This is a genomic window from Hymenobacter metallilatus (assembly GCF_003944705.1).
Lineage (GTDB): Bacteria > Bacteroidota > Bacteroidia > Cytophagales > Hymenobacteraceae > Hymenobacter > Hymenobacter metallilatus.
The window spans coordinates 140,961-156,395 of sequence record NZ_RWIS01000003.1; the positions used below are offsets into that span (position 1 = coordinate 140,961).

At 57.3% G+C, this 15,435-nt stretch carries 16 protein-coding genes; 4 read left to right on the forward strand and 12 right to left on the reverse strand.

The annotated features are described in order from the left end of the window. Positions 1-7 precede the first annotated feature (7 nt). Together EI290_RS06135 and EI290_RS06140 are read left to right on the forward strand one after the other, a co-directional pair. Entirely contained in the window at positions 8-1,186 is a 1,179-nt protein-coding gene (locus tag EI290_RS06135) for an SHOCT domain-containing protein (RefSeq protein WP_125427777.1), read from the forward strand. A 93-nt stretch (positions 1,187-1,279) separates the two neighbouring features. Next, positions 1,280-2,326 (forward strand): DUF3089 domain-containing protein, encoded by a 1,047-nt coding sequence (locus EI290_RS06140; RefSeq protein ID WP_125427779.1) that lies wholly within the window; start codon positions 1,280-1,282, stop codon positions 2,324-2,326. A 79-nt stretch (positions 2,327-2,405) separates the two neighbouring features. Here the strand turns inward: EI290_RS06140 and EI290_RS06145 are convergent, their stop codons facing one another. From EI290_RS06145 to EI290_RS06155, 3 genes are all read right to left on the reverse strand, one after another. After that, positions 2,406-2,771: a hypothetical protein gene (locus EI290_RS06145; RefSeq protein WP_125427780.1), complete on the reverse strand. Its 366-nt coding sequence runs from the start codon at positions 2,769-2,771 to the stop codon at positions 2,406-2,408. A gap of 51 nt (positions 2,772-2,822) precedes the next feature. Then, positions 2,823-3,245, reverse strand: coding sequence for a hypothetical protein (locus EI290_RS06150; RefSeq protein WP_125427782.1), 423 nt, complete (start codon positions 3,243-3,245; stop codon positions 2,823-2,825). A 243-nt stretch (positions 3,246-3,488) separates the two neighbouring features. After that, complete coding sequence (locus EI290_RS06155; RefSeq protein ID WP_125427784.1) at positions 3,489-4,172, reverse strand: carboxypeptidase-like regulatory domain-containing protein; 684 nt, start codon at positions 4,170-4,172, stop codon at positions 3,489-3,491. A gap of 387 nt (positions 4,173-4,559) precedes the next feature. Here EI290_RS06155 and EI290_RS06160 point away from each other — a divergent pair, with 387 nt between their 5' ends. Further along, on the forward strand, positions 4,560-5,195 hold the full coding sequence (locus EI290_RS06160) for a DUF6624 domain-containing protein (RefSeq protein ID WP_125427786.1): 636 nt from the start codon (positions 4,560-4,562) through the stop codon (positions 5,193-5,195). A gap of 65 nt (positions 5,196-5,260) precedes the next feature. On the opposite strand, the gene tsf is transcribed toward EI290_RS06160, so the two are convergent. The 5 genes from tsf to EI290_RS06185 form a co-directional block, all read right to left on the reverse strand. Next, positions 5,261-6,100, reverse strand: a complete 840-nt coding sequence (gene tsf, locus EI290_RS06165; RefSeq protein WP_125427788.1) for a translation elongation factor Ts — start codon at positions 6,098-6,100, stop codon at positions 5,261-5,263. Positions 6,101-6,254: 154 nt separating this feature from the next. Further along, positions 6,255-7,022, reverse strand: coding sequence for a 30S ribosomal protein S2 (gene rpsB / locus EI290_RS06170; RefSeq protein WP_125427790.1), 768 nt, complete (start codon positions 7,020-7,022; stop codon positions 6,255-6,257). A 21-nt stretch (positions 7,023-7,043) separates the two neighbouring features. Then, complete coding sequence (gene rpsI, locus EI290_RS06175) at positions 7,044-7,430, reverse strand: 30S ribosomal protein S9 (RefSeq protein WP_125427792.1); 387 nt, start codon at positions 7,428-7,430, stop codon at positions 7,044-7,046. Positions 7,431-7,462: 32 nt separating this feature from the next. Then, complete coding sequence (rplM, locus tag EI290_RS06180) at positions 7,463-7,915, reverse strand: 50S ribosomal protein L13 (RefSeq protein ID WP_125427794.1); 453 nt, start codon at positions 7,913-7,915, stop codon at positions 7,463-7,465. Positions 7,916-8,072: 157 nt separating this feature from the next. After that, on the reverse strand, positions 8,073-9,554 hold the full coding sequence (locus EI290_RS06185; protein WP_125427796.1) for an ArnT family glycosyltransferase: 1,482 nt from the start codon (positions 9,552-9,554) through the stop codon (positions 8,073-8,075). Between the two features lie 103 nt (positions 9,555-9,657). Here EI290_RS06185 and EI290_RS06190 point away from each other — a divergent pair, with 103 nt between their 5' ends. Continuing rightward, on the forward strand, positions 9,658-11,127 hold the full coding sequence (locus EI290_RS06190; protein ID WP_125427798.1) for a hypothetical protein: 1,470 nt from the start codon (positions 9,658-9,660) through the stop codon (positions 11,125-11,127). Positions 11,128-11,192: 65 nt separating this feature from the next. On the opposite strand, the gene EI290_RS06195 is transcribed toward EI290_RS06190, so the two are convergent. From EI290_RS06195 to EI290_RS06210, 4 genes are all read right to left on the reverse strand, one after another. Beyond that, on the reverse strand, positions 11,193-11,906 hold the full coding sequence (locus EI290_RS06195; RefSeq protein ID WP_125427800.1) for an RluA family pseudouridine synthase: 714 nt from the start codon (positions 11,904-11,906) through the stop codon (positions 11,193-11,195). A gap of 167 nt (positions 11,907-12,073) precedes the next feature. Beyond that, the gene (locus EI290_RS06200; protein ID WP_125427802.1) at positions 12,074-13,156 is read right to left on the reverse strand and encodes a sensor histidine kinase; all 1,083 of its coding nucleotides are present in this window, start codon (positions 13,154-13,156) and stop codon (positions 12,074-12,076) included. A 132-nt stretch (positions 13,157-13,288) separates the two neighbouring features. Then, positions 13,289-13,990: a response regulator transcription factor gene (locus EI290_RS06205; RefSeq protein WP_246008871.1), complete on the reverse strand. Its 702-nt coding sequence runs from the start codon at positions 13,988-13,990 to the stop codon at positions 13,289-13,291. Between the two features lie 321 nt (positions 13,991-14,311). After that, the gene (locus EI290_RS06210; protein ID WP_125427804.1) at positions 14,312-15,142 is read right to left on the reverse strand and encodes a DUF3108 domain-containing protein; all 831 of its coding nucleotides are present in this window, start codon (positions 15,140-15,142) and stop codon (positions 14,312-14,314) included. Positions 15,143-15,435 lie beyond the last annotated feature (293 nt).

The following is a 15,435-nucleotide window of genomic DNA, read 5'->3' on the forward strand; positions in this document are numbered from 1 at the left end:
CCAACCCATGGAAAAAGATCCTTCTCCCCTCGATACGCTGCGCCAACTAAAAGAATGGCTGGATACCGGCATCATTACCCAGCAGGAGTTTGATGCCCTGAAACAGAAGCTTGTGTTCAATTCTGCGGAACCTCCCGCCCCTGGGCCAGCCGCAGCTACGCGGCCTCCTGAACTGCCGGTTTCGTTGGCGCCTCCGGTTGGGGCGCTGCCCCCGGAATTGCCGGTGTCCTCGGAGCCCACCACAACCATTGCGCCCATTGAAGAGCCGTTGCTGCCGCTCGTAACCGTGGAGCGCTTGGCGGGGCCGGGTGCTGTGCTACCACCTTCGCCGCCTACCACCACGCCCGGCTTCTCGCACCCGCTGGAGGCCGGCCGCCCCGGTGCCTCACCCAGCCAGGAAGATGCAGGCGTTAGCCCGGCCTTGCTTACAGAGGAGGAGTATGTGGAGGACGCCGCCTACGCCGCTCCGCCCAAAAGCCCGCTGGGTACCATTCTGGTAGTAGGAGGCATTGTATTGCTCTTGGCTCTGGTTGCCTATCTGATGCTGGGCAACCGGGACTCGGAGCGGCTGACCAGCACTACCCTCACGGCGGCCGACTCGTTGGCTACCCAACCCGAGGTAGGTCCCCAGTCAGAGCAGATTGACCTGCCCCCGGCCGCAGCTCCCGAAACCATTCGGGTGGCACCAGTCGTGCCCGTAGCTCCGCCCACCGATTCGGTAGGAGCACCGGCTTCCGCTGCTCCCACCGATGAAGCACCTGCTACGCCTGCGGCCCCCGCCGATGAAGGTGCGGCCCAGTCCCGCATCGAAGGCGTACTGCAGAATTATTATGCCGATTTGCAGGCGGCTCCTTTTTCGGCCTCCTCATATTTTGCCCCCAGGGTTGAGCGGTTTTACCTGCAGCAGAATACTACTCCGGCGGCCATCAGCGCCGAACTGGACAAAACCCATTTCCCGGAGTTTTTGGAAGCCCAGACAACCATTGAGCCTGGTACACTGAAAGTGAGCCCGCCCGTAGCCGACGGCTCCCGGGTAGTAACGTTCATTGAAAAAAGCACTGCCCTGCGTCAGTCTCTGCAAAAGCACCAGCAAACAGCCGCCCAGGTGCGCGTACGGTTCGATAAGAATTTTAAAATAGTATATCTGCGCCAGGAAAAACTGCTCGAAAATACCTTTAGCGACTAGCCGCTGGGTGCCACTGCGGTATAACGCACGCTGCCTGCAACCGGTGGCGTGCGTTGGTGTTTTTATCTCCCGCCGGTTACGTTCCTGCTTTCAATGCGCGTCTATTTTCTTTGCCTGCTACTCGCCGGAGCTACTTCGCTAAGCTCCTGCCTGAAAATACTCCGGCCCAGCCACGCCTTTATCAAGTCGGCGGTACCGGAAGCGCCCGACTACCGTATGGAGGATAACTGGGCCGCCCTGCCCGACCGGCGCGACTCGGCCGACCGGGTACCTCGCAATACACTGCTGCGCGACAACCAGCGCAATGCGCCGGTTGACGTGTTTTTTATTCACCCAACTACTTACTACTGGCGTAAGCAGTGGAATGCCAGCCTGAGCAATGAGCGGGTTAACCGGTTCACCGATGAAACCGTTATCCGGGGGCAGGCCTCTGCCTTCAACAGCACGGCCCGCGTGTATGCTCCGCGTTACCGGCAGGCCACGCTCTATTCTTTTTTTGATGAGAAGGAGCCAAACGGCAAACAGGCCCTCGAGGTAGCTTACGACGACGTGAAAACGGCGTTTCAATTCTATCTGGATAACTACAACCATGGCCGCCCCATCATTATTGCCGGCCATAGCCAGGGTACAGTGCACGCTACCCAGCTACTGCACGATTTTTTTGAGCAGAGCCCCCGGCTCCGCCGCCAGCTGGTGGCAGCCTACCTCATCGGATTCAAGGTAAAGCCCGATGAGTACACCACTATCCGCCCCTGCGAAGACTCTACTCAAACCGGCTGCTTTATCACCTGGAATACTGTGGCCTGGGGTAACTCGTATGCGCCCTTTGCCAACAGCGTGGCTACCAATCCGCTTACCTGGACGCGCGACACCACCACGGCGCCGGCCCGGCTTAATCTTGGCGGCGTGCCTCAGAGCTTCGACCGGCAGGACAAGCGTTTGGTAGGGGCCAAGGTACACGAAGGTCTGGTATGGGTGCATCCGCCCGCTCCGAAAGGCTACCCCCGTTTCCTGCTGCCCGGGCGGCCTAATCTGCGTCATTCCTTTCACATTGCCGATTACGCTCTTTTCTATACCAATATTCGCCAGAATGCCGAAGCCCGGGTACGTGCCTACCGTATGCTAATGGGGGGGCAATAATAACCCCCAAATACAAGCAAGCAGCCCCGCCGACGATTGTCAGCGGGGCTGCTTGCTTTGCAAACAGGAAAGCCAGGGTTTACTTGATCAAGTCTGCCGTGTGAGCCTTCATAATCTGACGAGCCTGGGCAAGGTTCGTGTCGCGCGAGTTAACGGCCAGGTACACAAACATTTTGCCATCAGCCGATAGCTTCAGCAGGTGCAGCTGGTCGGTTAGCGTCAGCAGAATATCCTGGATGGTCTGGTTTAGCTTGAGGGCGTTAATGGCTTTTAGCTTTGCCTTTACTACCTCCGTGTTGTAGGCCGCTGCTGTTTCAATATCGAATTCAGAGACGTTTACGTGTGAGGCGAGTGGCATACCAGTTTCGGTTTCTACAACTGCTACGGCCAGCAGGGTGGGAAGCTCATCAACAATATTTTTGATGGCGTTTTTGGGAGTCGACATAAAAACGAAATGTAAAAGATGAAGCAGACAAAAAAGTGAGCAGGAAAGCGCCTATTCAAGATGACGGCGCATGATTTCTTTGGCAATACCGAGGTTAACATCGTCGGTGCGGGCAGCCAGAAAGCAGTAGGCAGTGGACTGCGGTAGTGGCCGAATGCAGTGAAACTGGTCCTCCAGCAGAACGGTAATATCAACCAGGGGACCCCCAAGCCAGGCGTGGGTGGCCTGGGTATCGGTAATCAGCCGGAGCAGTTTACCATTGCGCAGGCTGATCCGGTTAGGATTATAGGCCGCACTAGCCGAGTACCAGGCAAACAGACGGCCGGAATGAACGTCAACCACGCAAATTAGGAGAGCTTCAGGCAGATCCTGCAATAGGTTGTTGATCAATTGCTGGGCCCGTTGTCCCGCCTCATCGTTCACGCCAATTACCACCTTACGTAGCGGCAGCCGGTTAAAAAATGAAATATTCATGCGTGGGCTCAGCAATAGGTATCGGGAGCAGCCTGATTCTTACCCCGGCCAGGCAGATACAGTCCACTGTCGGGGTAAGAACTCATAGTCAGCCGTGAATAAGCGGATTCAGCCCGCGGGCCGTTGGCAGTTTGAGCCCTGCAACGAGTTGTTTTCATATCAGGTAAGAGTAATTCCAGGTCGGTGCGGGCTGCCCTGGTACCACTGGCGCTGTCTACCGCTGGCAGCGCAAGTGGCAGCGGCTTAAAACGGCCACCAAGTGCGTTTTTTTCTTTCCGCTGCTTTCGGCAGTAGGGTAATGGTCTGGTCGCGGCGGCCTTTTACAAATGCATCTTCTTCCGTGTAGCCGGCATAGCCATACTGCAGGCGGGTAAGCTGGTTGGCGGGTATGCTAAGGCTGTATTCACCTTCGGCATTGGTGCTCACACCGCGTCCACTGGCTTTATCCAGCACAGTGGCTCCCACCAGGGGGCGGCCATTCTCGTCCAGAATGCGCCCGGTCACGGTTGTGTAGCAGCTGGCAGCGGCTTCTACGGCCGGGGCGGCCATACCCTCCGCATCCAGGGAAACGGATGTCACTTCTTTCGGGGCCTCTTCTACCCGCAGCCGGGTACCCGCAAACATAGCTCCGCTCATCAGGGCGGCAGCTACCACAACCATGCTGGCCCGTTGCCGGAAGCGGGCGGGCTCGGTATGCAGCCCATGCAACTGCTCCTGAATCCAGTTGCTGGGGCGCACCTGATGCCCGGTGTGGTGCAGTTGCTGCAGCCGTTGGAGCGCCGCGTCCCCCTTGGTCGAATGGGTTTCCAGGTAACGGTCCACCAGGGCCGCATTATTGGGCGACAGGTCGCCCCGCAGGTATGCGTCGCGGAAAACAGGTAATAGCTCACCGGTTTCCGGATGGAAGGGGTAAGTGGTCAGTGCCATACGGGAGAGAGTAAGAGAGTAGAAAATGGAAGAAGGCAGGCAGTGCTCCTTCGAACCGACTCCCAAATGTGAGCACCCCTCCGCGCCCGCACCGCACAATTTGCCGAATCCAGGTTTGGCTGAATTAAAACCAGGAGTTTAATGAGCGAAGCACAGCCCTGAAAATGTCAGGAGGCCCAAGCGGCCGGTTCATATACTCACTACTACTTGAGTAGCAGCAGGTAACAGCCGTTGTGTGATTCAGTACTGCTCCCACGCCACTGCTCCAGACTCGCGCCACTTTACTGGGTATGGCCTGTTTCTACCCGCATCCGGTTTTGCCGCATATTCTGCAACGAGCAGCAAACTGATAATTAGTGCTATGTTCAGGGCCACATTTCCTTCCCTATGAAACTGGTAGTACTCCTTATGGCCTGGCTGCTCGGCTGTAGCAAGTTGGGGGTGGCCCAAACCAGCCCTGTACTGTATCCTAAACTCAGCAAAACCCTAGATAGTCTTGCCTACGTGGACCAGTGGCCGATGCAGCAGATGTTCAGGCAACTGCCCGATAGCGCCGGCCGGAATCTGGTTGACGTGGAAAAAGAAAACTATGCTCGCCACCAGCCCATTCTGGAAAAAATCGTCAGGCAGTACGGCTACCCCGGCTTCCGGCAGGTTGGCGAGAAAAGCTCCGGTAACTTCTGGCTACTGGTGCAGCACGCCGACGCCTACCCCGATTTTCAACGGCAAGTGCTCAACCTGATGCTACCCGAGGTGAAGCGCAAAAACGCCAGCCCCATCAACTACGCTTACCTCACCGACCGGGTAGCCATCAACGCCGGCCAACCCGAAGAATACGGCACGCAGGTAGTGTACGAAAACGTGGGTACGCCCACCGTCAAGGCCAAGCCCAAGTCCGTGCGCGACCCCGCCCACGTCAACCAGCGCCGCGCCGCCCTCGGCATGGAGCCGCTGGAAAGTTACTTGGATATGATGACGAAGATGCACATTGAGATGAATCGGCCGAAGTCAACAGCATTGTAGTACCAACACAAAAAAACCCGCTGGCAGTATACCAGCGGGTTTTTCTTACGTCTTTCAGGCGAAGCTTAGCCTACAATGGCTACGCGCTTGAAGTCGGAGATGGTCAGGCCTTTCTGCGTCTTGTCGAGCAGCTGGGCAATGGTTACTGAGTTGTCCTTCACGAACTCCTGGTTGAGCAGGGTGTTCTCCTTGTAGAACTTGTTCAGCTTGCCCTGGGCAATTTTCTCCAGCATGGCTTCAGGCTTGCCTTCGGAGCGCGCCTGCTCTTTGCCGATTTCAATTTCCCGCTCGATGGTAGCAGCGTCCACGCCGTCTTTGTCGAGGGCAACGGGCTTCATGGCTACAATCTGCATAGCTACGTCGCGGCCTACCGAGGCTACGTCGGCACCACCTACGTTTTTCAGGGCTACCAGTACGCCCTTCTTGTTATCCGAGTGGATATAAGAAGCTACTTTCTCAGCGGTTACGTTCTCGTAGGCTACTACGTCCAGCTTCTCGCCAATTTTGCCCATCAGGTCTGTGATGTGCTCCTGCAGGGAGCGGCCATCTTCCTGGGCGGCGGCCAGCAGCTCTTCTTTGGTGGCGGCGTTGCTCTTCACGGCCGTAGCCAGAATTTGCTGGGCCAGGTTTTTGAAGTCTTCTACTTTAGCAACGGGCTCCGTTTCGCAGGCCAGGGCAATCAGCTTGCCGTTGGTGCCGTCTTCGCTCACGGCGGCCAGCACGAGGCCTTCCGAGGTGGTGTTGTCCGAACGTTTGTCGGCAATTTTCTGCCCCTGCTTGCGCAGGATGTCGCGGGCGGCTTCAAAGTCGCCGTTTGCCTCGGTCAGCGCTTTTTTGCAATCCATCATGCCGGCACCGGTCATGGTGCGCAGCTTGTTTACGTCTGCGGCGGTAATAGCAGCCATTTCTTATGAGAGCTTAGAGTTGAGAGCTTAGATTTTAGAGGAGGGGGGGCAGGCAGTAAAAGCAAGAAGAAGTTAGAAGCGGAGCCCGAAAAGCTGTAGCAACTCTCCGCCGACTCTCACTTCTAACTTCTCATATCTCGCTTCTACAACAAGACTATTCGTCGGCAGCTTGCTTCTCCTGGATGCCTTCTTCTTCGGCTTGCTTCTTGTCGGCGTCTTCCTTGTCGACTTTCCGCTCCGACAGACCATCTTCGATAGCCTTACCCATTACGCTCACGATGAGCTGGATAGACTTCGAAGCGTCGTCGTTGGCCGGAATCGGGAACTGCACCAGCTCGGGGTTGGAGTTCGTGTCGCAGATGGCAAATACCGGAATACCCAGCTTCTGGGCTTCTTTCACGGCAATGTGCTCACGCTTCACGTCCACCACGAACAGGGCGGCGGGCAGGCGGCTCAGGTCGGCAATGCCACCCAGCACCCGCTCCAGCTTCTCCCGCTCCCGCGACATCATCAGTTTCTCGCGCTTGGCGAGGGCAGCGTAGGCCGTGTTTTCCTTCACCATCTTGTCGATGGTGCTCATCTTCTTCAGCGACTTGCGTACGGTGGTGAAGTTGGTGAGCATGCCACCCAGCCAACGGTCCGTAACGAAAGGCATTTTCAGGCGCTTGGCTTCTTCGGTAACAATTTCCTGCGCCTGCTTCTTGGTGGCCACGAACATCACCTTGCGGCCGCTCTTGGCGATGTTGCGGATGGCCGCAGCAGCGTGGTCGAGCGAAGCGAGGGTTTTGTTCAGGTCGATAATATGGATGCCGTTCTTCTCCATGAAGATGTACGGCGCCATTTTCGGGTCCCACTTGCGCGTGAGGTGACCAAAGTGGGCACCGGCGTCCAGCAGTTCTTTATACGTGGTGGTCTGAGCCATGATAGGGTTCCTCTGGAAGTATTAGCGTTTCGAGAACTGGAACGAGCGACGAGCTTTGCGCTTGCCGAATTTCTTGCGTTCCACCATGCGCGGGTCGCGGGTCAGGAAGCCTTCTTTCTTCAGGGCCGGACGAACTTCGTTGTTGTCGCCGACGAGGGCTTTCGAGATGGCCAGACGGATGGCTTCGGCCTGGGCCGAGATGCCACCACCGCGCACGTTTACCTTGATGTCGTACTGGCCGACTTGCTCGACCGTCGCCAAGGGCTGGTTCACGATGTTTTCCAGGAGCTCATTGCTGAAATACGCTTTGATGTCCCGGCCGTTGATAGTGATATTCCCTTGCCCGGCCTGCATGTAGATGCGGGCCACCGAGGTTTTTCTTCTACCAGAGGTATTGGAGATTTCCATTAAGTGAAGAGTTAAAGGGGCCGACTAACGGCTTAGAGATTCGTGAAAGAAACAGCTTTGGGCTGCTGAGCTTCGTGGGGGTGGCTGGTGCCGGCGTACACGTACAGGTTGCGGAACTGCTCCGCGCCCAGCTTGTTGCCCTGCAGCATACCGCGCACGGCGTGCTCAATCACACGGGTCGAGTCTTTGGCTTTCTTGTCGCGCAGGTTGATGCGCTTCTGGCCGCCGGGGTAGCCCGAGTGGGTGATGTAGATTTTGTCGGTCAGCTTTTTGCCGGTTACGCGCAGGTTATCGGCGTTGATGACAATCACATTGTCACCGCAGTCGGAGTTGGGCGTAAAGGAGGGCTTGTGTTTGCCACGCAGCATGTTGGCAATTTGGCTAGCCAGACGACCCAAGGTAGCGTCGGCAGCGTCAACCACAACCCAGCCCTTGTTGGCGTTGGCTTTGTTGACGGATACCGTCTTGAAGCTCAAATGATCCATTGGGGAGGAGGATAAGCGTTTGAAAATGAAGAAGAAGCCGAACACGGTTCGGGGAAAACGGACACAAAGTTACCGGCTTTCCGCCAAAATGCAAGCTGCCAGGTAATTATTGTGGGTAGCAGGGTGGGACGAATGGGCCGAAGCGAGGTGGTGGGGGTTAGTTGCGGCGCAGTTCCACCACCCGGAAGGCTCCTACCTGACGAAGCTGCTTACCGAAGTAGGGTTGCAACGCCGGATGAGCCAGTACGGTCGAGTCGTTGGTGTACAGGTAGTGCGCACCTTTGGTGATACAGTGCAGAATGTACGGCTGTCCACTAGGCATTGTGGTCAGCAAGTCATCCGTTCTGCTGAAGCCAAAGCCTTTCTTATGCAGGTAGTAAAAGTCGATGCAGCCTGAGTTATCAGGGCCCACCAGACTGAGCGTATTAGCCGGAGTAGCCGCTTCCAGCTCGGCGCGGGTAGCCGGGTTGAATAGCTCCGGCGCCACATCGGGGCTGTGGTGCAGCCAGCGGCCCCAGTCGATGCGGATGACGGCCCAGACCGGCTGTACCAGCAGCAACGCCAGCAACCAGGGACGAGCACGGGGTAGTTGCTCCAGCTGTGCTGCCCCCCAGGTGGCTAGCAGCAGCCACAGCGGCAGCAGGGGCATAAGGTAATATGTGTGCAGCCGCATCTGGGCCAACTCAATAAAATAATACGCGCCGATGCCCATACTCCAGACCAGCAGCGGCCAAAACCACGGATGGCGCACTGGAGCACGCCGCACCAGATACCACAGCCCTGCCAGTAACAGCCCCAGGGTACCGTAGCCCAGCAGCAGCTCCGGTAAGTCGGAAATAAGGTTTTTCTGTATGATACGCAGGGCTGTGGCTATATCGGTAGCCGGGCGAAACTCGATGCCGAAATCATCCAGCCCCGACGTTTTGATGAGCCGGAGCGCATACGCATACCAAGCCAGCGGTACCGCCACGGCTATTACGGCAAATCCGGCCAACTGCAGCAGCTGTTGCCAGGCCAGGCGCCGCTTGAGTACATCCTGCACTACCAGCACCGCAATAGGAAACCCAACGGCCAGAAACTGCAGCTTGGTAAGGCCCGCCAGCGTAATGGCCAGCAAACTAAGCACCAACAGGCCCGGCCTGCGCGTAGCCCGCCACCGCACAAACCAGTACAAACCAGCTACTGAAGCCGAAAGGGCCAGAATATCGGGCAGGGCATTGATGCCGTGGTAAAATAGCTCCGGGCTCCAGGCCATGCACCAGGCCCCTACCGCCCCCAGCCAGCTCCGGCCGCTGATTTCCCGTACCAGGCCATAGAAGGCTACTACGCCGGCCATGTACAGCAGCCAGTTGATGAGGCGGGGCCAGGCTTCGTTGAAACCAAACATCTTATAGCTACCAGCCACCAACCATTCGTAGGACGGAAACTGCATACCCGTCACGCCATTGGTATCGTGCCGCCGGTCAACGCGGGGCCGCAGGATGTTCATATCCTCTTCGTAGAAGTTGCGGGCTACGGCCAGGGTATTGCATTGCCGCCACACATGGATGCTGGAAGGTGGGCGGTTGAAAAAGGGTGCGTGCAGAATAAAGTTGAGCCCAATCAGCAACGGCCAGAACCAGTTGCGAGGCCAGCCCATGATGGCAGATAGAGAAGAGAATGAACGGGACACTAGGTATTTTTTGAGGGTAGAAGCGCAAAAGTAGGCTAACCCTGGGAGCCATCATATTTTTACCGGTACTATGCCTTACTCCGATTCCGGCCCCGCCTCCCGGGGCCCGTTGCCGGCCGACCGGCGAGCTTATGCATTGCTCGCGCTGTTGCTCGGCCTTTCTCTGCTGACGGCTCTGCTAACACAGGGAACCTATGATTCCAGCGACAGTATCATGCACTATCTGTTTGCCCGGTATGCCTTTCAGCATCCAGTCAATTTCCTGGAGTCGTGGTCGAAGCCGTTGGTAGTGCAAGTGATGGCGGGGCCGGCGCAGCTGGGGTTACGCGGCGTAATGGTGCTACAGTGCCTGCTTGTGGCCACTGCGGCGGGGCTGGCGTACGATGCAGCCCGGCAGCTGCGGCTGCCCTGGCCCTGGCTGGTCCTCGTGTTCTGCTACGCCTCCGCCGACTACTTTCGCATCCAGTTTTCGGGCCTGACGGAGCCTACGTTCAGCGTGGTGCTGATGGCGGCCGTGGCGCTGGCGCTGCGTGGACAGGTGGCGTGGGGAGCAGCCGTAATTTCCCTTTTGCCCTACGCCCGCTCCGAGGGGTTTCTGCTGCTGGGAGTATATGGACTCTACGTGCTGATTGCCCGCAATTGGCGGGCATTGCCCTGGCTGGGACTGGGCTTTATGCTGTACGGAATAGCCGGCTTGTTTGTATACCAGGATTTCCTGTGGGTGTTCACACACAATGCCTACCCGGTGCGGAATACCGACTACACATTTGCCTCTGGGCAAGTCACGCATTTTATACTAGGCCTGGCCGATACCATTGGCTGGGTGCAGTACGGGCTACTTTGGCTGGGAGTAGGTGGAATAACATGGGCGTGGGTACGGCCCGGCCACAGATTGCGACCTGATTTATTCAGGGCAGAGGTGGTGCTGGTGTACGGATGTATTGTGGTTTTCGTGGCCGCCCATACGGTTTTCTGGATGTTCAATTTGTTTGGCTCCCTGGGGCTGGTACGGGTACTGTGCAGCCTGGTACCCCTGCTAAGCCTAGTGGTGTTGCGCGGGGTATGGGTATGCAGCCAGCTCTTCGCCGCTTCAGGCCGGCGGCGTCAAATAAGGGCGGCGCTGTTGGTAGTGGTAGTTGGCTTCCCATTCTGCGGCTCCCGTATTGCATTTCGCTGGGAGCGGGACTTTGGGCGGGCTTCTGACCAGCTCTTGCTCGATGAGGCAGCCCGTTGGGCTGCCCGTCAGCAGGTTGCCCCCCAGATGGTGTACTGGCACCCATACGTGGCCATGGCAACCGGCCTCGACCCGTTCGGGCCCCGCCATAGCCCACCCGAAGCACTCCAAACGCAGGATTGGCCACTTCCGGCTGGTAGCCTGGTATTCTGGGATGAATGGTATGCCGTTATCGAGGGCAGCACCCCTTTGGAAGCGCTCAAAGCTAATCCGCACCTGCGCCTACGCTGGCTCAAGGCCATGCCTCGCAACCGGAAAAAAACGCTTAACGATTCGGTGAGGGTAGCTGTATTCGAAAAAATATGAAGTGTTAGTCGATAAAAAAAGTGGCTCCCGGAGGGGCCACTTTTTTGTGAGTGGTGTAGAGTAAGCTACGAATACTGCTCCAGCGTTTCCACCAGCACCCGAAAATCTTTAGGGTAGGGAGCCTCAATGGTTACCGGCTCGCCATTCAGCTTGGTGAAGGTGAGCTGGCGGGCGTGCAAGGCAAACCGCTTGATAAAGGGCTGCTCCTCTTCGCCTTGCTTCATGTTGAACTTCTTCTTCAGCGAAGACAGGTAAAAATCGTCGCCGCCGTACATCCCGTCGCCCACGATGGGAGCCTGCAGATACGCCAGGTGCAGCCGGATCTGGTGCATACGGCCGGTAATGGGCTGGCACTCGAGCAGGGTATGACGGGCGTAGGCCTCCAGGGTACGTACCAGCGTAACGGCCGGCTTGCCTTTGTAGGCCAGGCGGGCTTTGCCTTTGGTGGTGGTTTCGATGCTCCGGTCTACGCGCAGGCCGTCGTACTGATGCACGCCCCAGGCCACGGCGTGGTACACCTTTTTCACCTGCCGGTCCTCAAACTGCATGGCCAGATGGCGGTAGGCGGCCGGATTTTTGGCCAGGGCCAGGGCCCCGCTGGTTTCCTTGTCGAGGCGGTGGCAGGCCTGCACGTCCTCGTACTTCTCGCGGGCCAGGCGCAGAATGTTGGGGGCCCCGCCAAACCGCTCGTCGAGGGTGGCCAGGAAGGGAGGCTTATTGATGATGACGAAATCTTCGTCCTCAAACAGAATCAGGTCGTCGAAATTGGGCAGCTTCATAGAGAGCCGCAAAGGTAACAGGTATTGGGTAGTGAGTAGTGGGTAGTAGGTATTGGGTAGTAGGTAGTGGGACCTGTCATGCTTAGCCTGTTATTCTTCGCAGGCAGGCGCTAGAGAAATGATGACGGGTCCTACTACTCACTACCGACTATCGACTACCGACTACCTCATTCCTTTACCGGCTCATCTCCCACAACCTTCTTCGGCTTAGGCAGCTTGAATTCCAGTGTAGTGCCCTGGCCCAGCTCGCTGCGTACCCGAATGGTGGACTTGTGGGCCTCTACAATGTGCTTGCTGATAGCCAGGCCCAGCCCGGAGCCCCCGGCCTCGCGTGACTCGCGGGTGCGGCTTTTGTCGATGCGGTAAAACCGCTCGAAAATGCGGTTCTGATGCTGTTTCGGGATGCCTTCCCCGTCGTCCTGCACCCGCACCCGGAGGCTTTTGCCCGTTTCGGCAAAGGATACGCGCACATGGCCATTTTCGCGGCCGTACTTGATGGCGTTATCAATCAGGTTGATGAGTACCTGCCGGATGCGGTTGCGGTCGGCTAGTACCAGGCTGGGCGTAGCGGCCGGCAAAGGCAGCAGCTCCAGGGTAACGTGGCGGCGGGCCGCTTTCAGCTCCAGCTGCTCAAAGATATCCTGTACCAGCTGGCCCAGGTCGAAGCGCTGCCGACGCATGCGCACCACGCCTTTTTCGAGTTGGGAAATGGTTACCAGGTCCTGCACCAAAGCATCCAGCGCATCGAGGCTGGTGGCGGCTTTTTGGAGGAACTTCTTGCGGGTAAACTCGTCCACCTCATCATCGTCCAGAATTGTGTGCACGAAACCCTGGGCGGCAAAAATGGGTGTTTTCAGCTCGTGTGATACGTCGGCCAGAAACTCCCGGCGCAGGGCCTGCAGGCGCTTGAGCTCATCAATTTCCTGCTGCTTGCGCTGGGCCATATCCAGGATTTCGTCGCGCATGCGCTTAAGGGGCTCGGGCCGGAACAGAAACTTGTTCGACATGCGCCGGAACTCCTTGCGCTTGATATTTTCCAGGCCCTCGTAGATGTTGTTGATTTCCCGAAAGATCAGGGCCTCAAACATCAGGTACAGGAGCAGAAAACAAGCCGCCACCGTAATGCCCGCCGCCAGTACTCCCTGCTGAAACGGCATGGTGGGTCCCAGCCACGCCAGCGTCGTCAGCACGGCCGCCACCAGCAGCGACAGGATAATGGCAATGGTCCGGGAGGAAATGGTGAATCTCATGTTTGAAAGAAGAAAACAAAAGAACGTCATGCTGAGCTTGCCGAAGCATCTCTACCGGGAGTAACTAATAAATTACCCTCGGTAGAGATGCTTCGGCAAGCTCAGCATGACGTTCTGCCTTACTGTTCAATCTCAGTTATCCGTATTGAACTTGTAGCCGACGCCTTTGATGGTCTGGATGTGGTGGTCGCCTACTTTTTCGCGCACTTTGCGCACGTGCACGTCCACGGTGCGGGCCAGCACAAATACGTCGTTGCCCCAGATGTTCTGGAGCAGCTCGTCGCGGCCGAACACTTTGTGGGGCGAAGCGGCCAGGAACGCCAGCAGCTCAAACTCCTTCTTGGGCAGGGAGATTTTGCGGCCGTCCTGGTACACGGCAAAGCCAGTCCGGTCGATTTTAAGGCCGTTGATTTCAATGGCATCTGTCGCCTGCTGGGGGTCTTTGTCGCGGCGCACGAAGGCGGCCAGGCGGCTGAGCAGGGCCCGGGGCTTGATGGGCTTGGCAATGAAGTCGTCGGCGCCGGCATCGAAGGCGGCCACTTCCGAAAATTCCTCGGCCCGGGCCGTCAGGAAGATGATATAGGTATCCTTAAACTTAGGCTGCTCCCGGAGCTGGCGGCAGGCCGCAATACCATCCAGGTTAGGCATCATCACATCCAGCAGAATAATATCGGGGCCAAACTGCGGGGCTACCTCCAGGGCCTTGCGGCCATCGGGGGCGCTGGCTACCTCGTAGCCTTCTTTGCGCAGGTTGTACTCCAGCAGCTCCACGATATCGGGGTCGTCGTCCACTACCAGAATTTTGTAGGCATTGGGGTTGGCGGTTGGTTGCACGGCACGGGGAGGTTTAGGGTAAAACAGAATGCGCGAGGACAAAAGTACCGCCGCCCGACGCGGGCGGCGTGTTATGGTTTCGTTACCAACTGGCCGCAGCCGGCTTGCGGCCTTGCGCGGTGCCGGGCTCGGAATAGGCCACACAAAATCGGCAACGGGCGGCGGACTGGCCGGTAGCAGGGGCGCTATCGGCCGGCGCGGTAGCACAACCGGACGGCGGCGGGTGGCTAGTGTAGGTGGCATCATCGGGTGCTTGGCAGGAGAAAGGCGCGGCAAGGAAAAAAGAAAAGCGGCCCCCAACGGGAGCCGCTTCACACTGCATCATTTTTGGGCCACCAGATTCAGCCGGTTTCGAAGGCCCTTATACTTGTACATGTCCACTTTAACGGAGCCCACGAACATTTCTGCCTGAATCAGCACCGGAACTTTGTTTCGGTCGTCGGAGAGGTACACCGAAATGGCGTTTTCCCCTTTAAACAGTTTGTTGCTGGGCATTTTAGGTACCAGACGAATGGTGCGAATGGTGCCGGCCTTGGTTTCCACTACCTCACGGCCCCTATATACGACGTCCATCGTAAACACGTCCTCGTCAAAGAAGCCCTGCACCTTTATTACCTCGCCCACTTTGCGCTGGTCGTAATTAAGGGTGCGCAGATAATAAAAGCCACTTACCAGGTCCTGCACGTTGTTGGGCACTTTAAAGGTGCCCTTCTTCACGTCGTTCTTGTTTTTCTTATGGCTTTCCACATCGGCTACGTCCCGGACATGGTCGAAATCCACAGTTTCGCGCTTCCGGTAGTTGTTCTCCTCAATGTTGCGGAAGAAGCGCTGGGGCAGAATGCTGGTTGTGTCGATGTAGGAGCGCCAGGTATCCCGGATGCGCAGGAAAAAATCGAAGGAGCCCGTAGTACGGCCCGTTACGGTGGCCTTATAGCAGGGCCGCTCGTTTATGCGGTGTACATCCTCATCCAGCTCAATGGTAGCTTCGGCCGCGTTAATCAGGCCATAATGCACCTTGTATTGCAGTACCTCACCCCGCTCAAAGCTGGTGTTGGGAATAGTACGAGTAGCTTCGGAGGCCGGACTAAACGCAGATAGAGCAACTGCCAAGGGCAGGGTGAATACAGAAAACAGAAGCCAGCGGCGGTTCATGTATAAACGGCAAATTGGAGTGTAGCCGGTACCTACTCAAATGCGGTGCCAGCAAAGATACTCGGATTCCGGCAGGGCAAAAAATGCGGGGCAGTGGGGCATATACTCCGCCACCACGCTGCCCACTAACCTCACGGCTACCTTCCCAGACGATACGACTACGGAGGAGCAGCGGTTTTAAACCAGCAAAGCCAAGTTGCGACTCACAGTGAGAAGTCAGATTCGGCAACGCGCAGGCCCGACTGTCATTTGCAAGAGCACAAAAGCCCCCACCATGCAGTATGGTGGGGGCT

Excerpts from the sequence above, each read along its gene's own strand:
- EI290_RS06185 (WP_125427796.1), bottom strand. The coding sequence starts at position 9,554 with ATGGGCTGGCCTCGCAACTGGTTCTGGCCGTTGCTGATTGGGCTCAAC.
- rpsI (WP_125427792.1), bottom strand. The coding sequence starts at position 7,430 with ATGGAAATCTCCAATACCTCTGGTAGAAGAAAAACCTCGGTGGCCCGC.
- tsf (WP_125427788.1), bottom strand. The coding sequence starts at position 6,100 with ATGGCTGCTATTACCGCCGCAGACGTAAACAAGCTGCGCACCATGACC.
- EI290_RS06135 (WP_125427777.1), top strand. The coding sequence starts at position 8 with ATGGAAAAAGATCCTTCTCCCCTCGATACGCTGCGCCAACTAAAAGAA.
- rplM (WP_125427794.1), bottom strand. The coding sequence starts at position 7,915 with ATGGATCATTTGAGCTTCAAGACGGTATCCGTCAACAAAGCCAACGCC.
- rpsB (WP_125427790.1), bottom strand. The coding sequence starts at position 7,022 with ATGGCTCAGACCACCACGTATAAAGAACTGCTGGACGCCGGTGCCCAC.
- EI290_RS06160 (WP_125427786.1), top strand. The coding sequence starts at position 4,560 with ATGAAACTGGTAGTACTCCTTATGGCCTGGCTGCTCGGCTGTAGCAAG.
- EI290_RS06210 (WP_125427804.1), bottom strand. The coding sequence starts at position 15,142 with ATGAACCGCCGCTGGCTTCTGTTTTCTGTATTCACCCTGCCCTTGGCA.
- EI290_RS06155 (WP_125427784.1), bottom strand. The coding sequence starts at position 4,172 with ATGGCACTGACCACTTACCCCTTCCATCCGGAAACCGGTGAGCTATTA.
- EI290_RS06195 (WP_125427800.1), bottom strand. The coding sequence starts at position 11,906 with ATGAAGCTGCCCAATTTCGACGACCTGATTCTGTTTGAGGACGAAGAT.
- EI290_RS06145 (WP_125427780.1), bottom strand. The coding sequence starts at position 2,771 with ATGTCGACTCCCAAAAACGCCATCAAAAATATTGTTGATGAGCTTCCC.
- EI290_RS06190 (WP_125427798.1), top strand. The coding sequence starts at position 9,658 with ATGCCTTACTCCGATTCCGGCCCCGCCTCCCGGGGCCCGTTGCCGGCC.
- EI290_RS06150 (WP_125427782.1), bottom strand. The coding sequence starts at position 3,245 with ATGAATATTTCATTTTTTAACCGGCTGCCGCTACGTAAGGTGGTAATT.
- EI290_RS06140 (WP_125427779.1), top strand. The coding sequence starts at position 1,280 with ATGCGCGTCTATTTTCTTTGCCTGCTACTCGCCGGAGCTACTTCGCTA.
- EI290_RS06200 (WP_125427802.1), bottom strand. The coding sequence starts at position 13,156 with ATGAGATTCACCATTTCCTCCCGGACCATTGCCATTATCCTGTCGCTG.